3 protein-coding genes are annotated in these 7,488 nt (G+C 46.4%); all 3 read left to right on the top strand.

The features are described from left to right. On the top strand, positions 1-3,824 hold a 3,824-nt coding region (locus tag CBX96_RS14510), incomplete at its 5' end, for a type I secretion C-terminal target domain-containing protein (protein ID WP_146194346.1). 89 nt (positions 3,825-3,913) lie between these two features. Beyond that, a complete protein-coding gene (locus tag CBX96_RS14505) occupies positions 3,914-6,091 on the top strand; it encodes a type I secretion system permease/ATPase (RefSeq protein ID WP_109287168.1) in 2,178 nt (725 codons plus the stop codon). Continuing rightward, positions 6,088-7,470, top strand: a complete 1,383-nt coding sequence (locus tag CBX96_RS14500) for an HlyD family type I secretion periplasmic adaptor subunit (RefSeq protein WP_086904749.1) — start codon at positions 6,088-6,090, stop codon at positions 7,468-7,470. The genes CBX96_RS14505 and CBX96_RS14500 overlap by 4 nt, the downstream gene beginning before the upstream one ends. Positions 7,471-7,488 lie beyond the last annotated feature (18 nt).

Here is a 7,488-nt window from a genome sequence, read left to right as displayed (position 1 = left end):
TATTCATTAAGGCTGATGGCACCACGGACTATCTGCCAAATGCGAACAGCACCGCGGGCGATAGCTTCACGTACACCATCACCGACGGCAGTGCCTCCTCCAACACCGCCACCGTCACTATCGGGGTCGATGCGGTTAACGACGAAGTAAAAATTATCGGGCTAGATGGAACAGATAAAACTGTTTACGAGGCCAACCTTGATTCTGGCACCTCTCCCAATAATGGAGCACTCACACAAACAGGCAATTTCAGCTTCACCTGTAACGATGGTCTATTGACAGTGACTATTGGAGGGGAAACCCTTGATTTAGGAGACCTTCAAGCATTAAGCGTTGGCACGCCAGTCACTATCAATACCGACTACGGTACGCTGCTATTAACCGGTTTCAGTGGTGATGCGACTGGCGGTACAATCAGCTATACCTACATTTTAAACCAAGCTGTAGATAATGATGATGACGCTGGTGCAACTGATAGTGGATTTACCGATAGCTTCGAGGTAGTAGTTGAGGATATTGATCATGATAAAGACAGCGCAACACTCGATATTCGCATCGTCGATGACTCTGTCGTTGCAGATATCGCCGACTCTGAAGGTGACAATATTAGTGATGAAGTAATTACTGGTTACTTTACAGATCCCGTCAAAGGGGCTGATACCAGCTATACTGCCGACCTCAGTGTCAATATTACAGGTTGGACTGCCGGTGAACCCGCCACCTGGTTTGCCGCGTCAAATCAAACCACTGGTGATAGTGAAACTATTTATTATTATGTTTCAGAAAGTGATCCTAATACCTTGTACGCTTACACCGATAGCGGCAATCCCCAAACTGGTTGGGCTGGTACAGGCACTCAAGAGCTGATGTTTACGTTAGAGCTCAATCCTAATAGTGGGACTTATGAATTAGTAATTCATTCGCCCATTACAACGGAAACTGAAATGGGGGTTAATTTCACCACCAATATCGGCGGCAATAACTACATCCTGTATGTCAATGAGAGCGGTGCAATAACCAAGACGACACCTGCATCTACAGCATTTACCCTAACCGCCACAACAAACGGTGTGGCTGATACAGTCAACTCATCGACAAATGGTTACGGTGTGGGTTCAGGGAAAGATATAGGTAATGGTGAATTACTGACATTAACCTTTAGTACTCCGATATCCGCAGTAGAAACGTTCGTGTTCACCTATAATAGTGGCGCCATCTATACAGGCGAAGTGACCATAATACTTCATGGCGTTAACGCAAATGGCGATCCAGCTACCATTACATTAGTGGGCACTAGTGCCACCTTGCCAGCACTGATCGAAGCTCAAGGTTGGGAGTCTATATCACGCATTGATTTAACAACCGCCCCTAATGGACAGGAGTTCAACCTACACGGTCTGACGACCTCAACACTGGAAGTTGACCCAACTGGCACTGTCCTGAATTTTAATGCGAATATCGTAGATAGTGATGGTGACATTGACAATAACAATCTATTTAGCGTTACACTGAATGCACCTAGCTCCCCTAGTGTTATCACGCCAGTCGCTTTTGCCAGCTTAGTTGAGACCAAGTCGTTAACCGATGTAATGGATACAGACTCCGACACCCTAGTCTTCAAGGCAGGTGATAAAAATATTAACAATGTCAGCTTTAGTACTGACACAAGCAATATCCATGTTGCGGGCATACGTCAACCGATGAGCTGGAGAATCGTGGATGGCGTTTTAATTGGTTCAATGCCTGACAGAGGTGATTTGCTAAAACTGACACTTGACTGGAACGCAATTGAAGCAGGTAAAGAAGGTTCTGTTGTTGTTGAAGCTGAACTCCTTGGCAGGCTGCCACATAATATAGATTATGATTCGCTATCAGTGAGTGGCATTAAGGTTGTCGCAACCGACTCTAGCGGCCAGACAGTTAAAGCCGATGTAACTGTATCTGTTGCTGATAGTCAACACATCGCTGTCAACGATACAAATCAGGTAAATGTACCGATTGATAGCTTTGAAGTGCGCGGAGTTACGGCAGCATGGACAAAGTGGACAGCCGAATCAAGCTATTCCGATGTAACAACCTCCGACAGTAATGATGATGATACTGCCCACGACAGGATTCGTTGGGGTAATGTGGGTTCGGGAGAGCGCTCCGGCTATAACTTTGATGAAAATACCAATATTCAGGTAGGAGATGTTGGTTTAAATCAAAACATAATTTTAGGGACTTTCACACACCTTAATTACCCTATCTATGGAGCTTCTGCAATAACTAAGGCAACACTTGAAGTCACCTTAATGATTAATGGTGTTCCAGCCAAAGTTACGCTTGAGTTTGACCATAATGAAACGGGGGGGAACGGCTACAACCCACCCGACATCGTCACCGTTGCCAATACATCTGCGGTATTTATTTATGATGGTGCTCGTTACACTCTGCAGGTTATGGGATTCTTAGATAATAACGGCAATGTTGTGACCAGCATTCAAACGGCTGAAAACAGATCGACCAGCTTCCCATTAGTGGTAAAACTGATCCCTGGTGATGGCTTCGAACTACCAGAAATTCACGGCAATGTGCTCCACAATGATATCCAAGGTGCCGATGGCAATATGGAAATCTACGCACTGTCACACTATGGTAGCAATGCCTCTGCGTCCAACGGTAGCTTTGTCCTACAAGGGACCTACGGTACGCTTACACTCAATAGCGACGGAACATATACCTATCAGGTGACCACCGTAGGCAGCCTCATACCCGATAATGCAGTGGATAAATTTAGCTATACCATTAGGGATAGTGATGGTGATTTAAGCTCTGCAGAACTTAATATCAGTGTAAATGCGGTTAATGGTCAACCGATTGCACCGCCGCAACCAGATGAAACAGTTTATGTTGGTGGTCAAGGTGTGGATTCATTCCAGCTAAACGAATGGATAGGAGAAAAAGGATTATTCGCTGTGTCCCTTGGCGGTCATGGCTCCGTCGCCTCTCAGACCATAAACGACACAATTAGTCTGGATACCGCATTACATGTTAAAGCTGGCGCCAGCAACGACTTTGTAGATCTGGGCATTTCGACTGCCAATAATATAGTGGAAACTGGTAGCGCTTTACCCAATGTGAGCAATCAACTGTCACAGCAGGATGTACTTAATAGCAGATTTATGTCTCACAATACCATTGTGGATAACGATGATCACCTGAAACGAAACGTGCTAAATGAGGTTCAACCTAAATCAGATACAGTTAATCTCGGTGAGGGTGACGATACTGTTTATGGTGGTGAAGGCACCCAGATGGTCTATGGTGGTGCTGGTAATGATTTAATCATAGGTGGCGCAGGTATTGATGGTCTGCGTGGTGGCGAAGGTAACGATACCTTGATTGGAGGTCTCGGTGATGACGTTCTACGTGGCGATAGTGGCGCAGACACCTTTGTATGGCGTTACGCAGATGCAGACCAAGGAACAGACCACATCATGGACTTTAATGTGAGTCAAGATAAGCTGGATCTTAGCGACCTACTCCAAGGAGAAACCGCTAATACTCTAGAAAGCTATCTGCAGTTTAGCTTAGATAACAATGGTTCAACTGTCATTGATATTGATGCAAACAAGGATGGCGAATTCGACCAACATATCGTACTGGATGGGGTAAATCTGTTTAGCGAATATAGTGCAACCGACAATGCAGGGGTCATCAATGGACTACTGGGTACTAATGGTAACGGCCCTCTGATCATCGATGCGGCACCACCTGTGACACTTGAAGCACCACAGGGTGTCGCACCACTGACGGACTTACATAACAATATCACTCCTTAATAAAATCAGTTCATATGGCCTATAGAAATATAGGCCATCATGACCCATACTTCTGATAATAAAATAAAAATCAAAGGATAGATAAGTAGGTGCCTGTTACAGCCTCAGAAAAAGTTGAGCAGTGGACTATTTCCGCTTCACAGCGGGTAATAGTCGACCCTCTACTTGATTGTTTAGTGTTGCTCACTGAACACTTTGGAAATCCTTGCTCGAGTGATTCACTTGCGGCAGGTCTGCCCTTGTCTGGGGCAGCATTAACTCCCGATTTAGTACCGCAAGCGGCATCTCGTGCTGGGTTAGCAGCAAAACTGTCGCGCAAAGGGTTAAACGAAATATCCCCGATACTGCTGCCATGTATTTTGCTCTTAAAAGACAAGAAAGCCTGTATCCTACGTGAACTCAACCTCGAGTCCGATAGAGCGGTTATCCAACTGCCTGAAACCGGCGGTGAAGAAGTACTCACAATAGAGTCACTTGAAACCTTATATGTCGGCTATTTATTCCTCGTAAAACAGGAATACCGTGGCGATATGGGGTTCGACGTTTACTTACACGACAATAAAACCCACTGGTTAGTACAAACCTTAAAAGACTCCGCGCCCATTTATCGAGATGCGTTAATCGCCTCGGTGCTAGTCAACATCTTTGCGTTAGTCTCCCCGCTGTTCATCATGAATGTGTATGACAAGGTTGTGCCTAACCTAGCCTTCGAGTCCCTATGGGTATTAGCCATAGGTGCATCTATCGCTTACCTATTTGACTTAATCATGCGACAACTTCGAAGTTATTTGATTGATGTTGCAGGTAAAAAAGTCGACATCATAGTGTCATCACGACTGTTTGCGAAAGCGATTGGTATCCCGCTTGAGCGGCGAGCACCGAGTATTGGCGGCATGGCCAAGCAACTGGGTGAGTTTGATAATATTCGAGAAATTTTAACCTCGGCGACCATCACAACCTTGGTCGACTTACCATTTGCACTCTTCTTCCTCATCATTATCTACATTGTGGCGGGGGATTTAGCGGTTATTCCCGTGGTGGGTGGTTTGATTATTATCGGCTTTACGCTTTATACCCAACCTAAGCTAAAAGCTGCGATTGAAGAAGGTAATAAATTCTCCAGCTTAAAACACGGTCATCTGATCGAAAGCCTCTCTGCTCTGGAATCGATTAAGGCCAACGGCGCGGAAGGGATTGTTCAGCGCAGCTGGCAGCAAATGATCGGCCATAGTGCTAACTGGCAATTAAGATCGAAAAAACTCTCCAACTCAGTCTCCAATATGGCTAACTTCATTGTGCAATTTACAGTTGTATGCGTAGTGATTTTAGGGGTATACCGCGTTGCCGATAATGCCATTTCCATGGGGGGGATTATTGCCGCTGTAATGTTATCGAGCCGAGCCATAGCACCGATGGCACAGCTAGCCGGTTTGATGACCCGCGCGAACCATACCGCCAGCGCACTGCGCCAGCTCAACGAACTAATGGTGCAAGAAGACGAATTCGAGAACAAGGGCCACCTAGTCAGCAAACAACGTTTGATGGGTAAAATCAACGCCGATCACGTAGGCTTTAGCTACCCAGGTTCAGAAAAACCTGTGCTCTACCCTATGACGCTCACCATCAATCCAGGTGAACGCATCGCTATTATTGGCCGCAATGGTTCGGGCAAGAGCACCCTAGCCAAACTCTTGGTTGGCCTATTTCAACCCACAACCGGAAGCCTGCGTTACGATGGCGTCGACTCGGCGCAAATTCATCCTAGCGATCTGCGCCGTAACTTTGGCTATCTGCCGCAGGACGTCACCCTTTTCCATGGCACTATCAGAGATAACATTCTATTCGGTACTCGCCAAGTGACCGAGCATCAACTGATCCGTGCAGTCCAACTGTCCGGTGTTAGCCAGTTCACTCACTTAGAAGCAGAGGGTCTGGATCAGCAGGTGGGCGAAGGCGGCATGTCACTGAGCCGCGGTCAAAGACAAACCGTTGCCCTTGCCCGTGCCACACTTAACGATCCACCAGTACTGTTAATGGATGAACCCACAGCCAGTTTGGATGCGCGTGCCGAGCAGCAATTTATTCGCTCTATGCAAAATGTCAGTAAGGACCGAACTTTACTGTTGATCACTCACAAAATGCATTTATTACAACTGGTTGACCGAATTATTGTGCTGGAACGTGGCCATGTAGTTGCCGACGGTCCTAAAGCCGAAGTGTTAGAAAAACTCAATTTTGGCCTAGTGACTGGAGGCCCTAAAAAATGAGTAAAAATCTAACCGCAAACGATTTGGATATGGTGGATGATGTTTATGGCGCCATGATGACTGATGCCCCCAGCGGGCACAGACTCATTATTTGGGCCTTGGCTGCAATGGTTGTCTGTTTCCTATTATGGGCAGGCTTTGCCAAGTTGGATAAAGTCACCACAGGTTCGGGTAAGGTCATTCCCTCTTCGCAAGTGCAAGTGATCCAGAGTCTCGATGGCGGGATCATGCAGGAGCTGTATGTGCGAGAAGGCGATGTCGTCACTAAAGGCCAACCTTTGGTTCGCATAGATGACACACGTTTTCGCTCCGACTTTGCTCAACAAGAACAAGAGGTTTTTGGTTTAAAAACCAATGCTATCCGTATGCGGGCTGAGCTAGACAGCATATTGATTTCAGACATGACCTCAGACTGGCGTGAACAAGTTAAAGTCACCAAGAAAGCCCTAGTCTTTCCTGAAAGCCTAATCGAGGCTGAACCTGCACTAGTGAAAAGACAGCAGGAAGAATACAACGGCCGCTTAGACAACTTGAGTAACCAGTTGGAAATTCTGGTACGTCAAATCCAGCAAAGACAGCAGGAAATTGATGATCTCGCCTCAAAAACCACCACCTTAACGACCAGTATGCAGTTGATTTCGAGGGAACTCGAGCTCACTCGGCCACTCGCCAAAAAAGGCATCGTGCCCGAAGTCGAATTACTCAAGCTTGAGCGTGCCGTTAACGATGCCCAAGGTGAGCTTAACTCCTTACGATTACTCAGACCTAAGCTGAAGGCCGCATTAGACGAAGCGATTCTTAAGCGCCGTGAAGCCGTATTCGTTTATGCCGCCGATCTCCGTGCGCAGCTTAACGAAACCCAAACACGCTTGTCACGCATGAACGAGGCCCAAGTAGGTGCACAGGACAAGGTAAGTAAAGCGATTATTACTTCTCCCGTTAACGGTACCATCAAGTCTGTGCATATCAATACCTTAGGAGGTGTTGTTCAGCCTGGTGTCGATATCGTGGAAATCGTTCCCTCAGAGGACCAACTGCTGATTGAAACAAAGATCTTACCAAAGGATATTGCGTTTCTGCACACAGGATTGCCCGCGGTCGTCAAAGTCACGGCCTATGATTTTACGCGCTACGGTGGTCTAAAAGGTACAGTCGAGCATATTAGTGCCGATACTTCACAGGACGATGAAGGAAATAGCTTCTACCTTATAAAGGTAAGAACAGAAGAATCCAGTTTAGTAAAAGACGATGGCACACAGATGCCAATTATTCCGGGAATGTTAACGACCGTTGACGTTATCACCGGACAAAGATCCATTCTTGAGTACATTTTAAATCCAATTTTAAGGGCTAAGGATACCGCGCTCAGAGAGCGTTAAGCCTGTTATAAACCGGGA

It is taken from the genome of Shewanella sp. BC20 (genome assembly GCF_003129585.1).
GTDB classification, from domain to species: Bacteria; Pseudomonadota; Gammaproteobacteria; order Enterobacterales; family Shewanellaceae; genus Shewanella; species Shewanella seohaensis.
The sequence above is the reverse complement of the archived record's forward strand: the minus strand, read 5'-3'. Positions and strand labels throughout refer to the sequence as shown.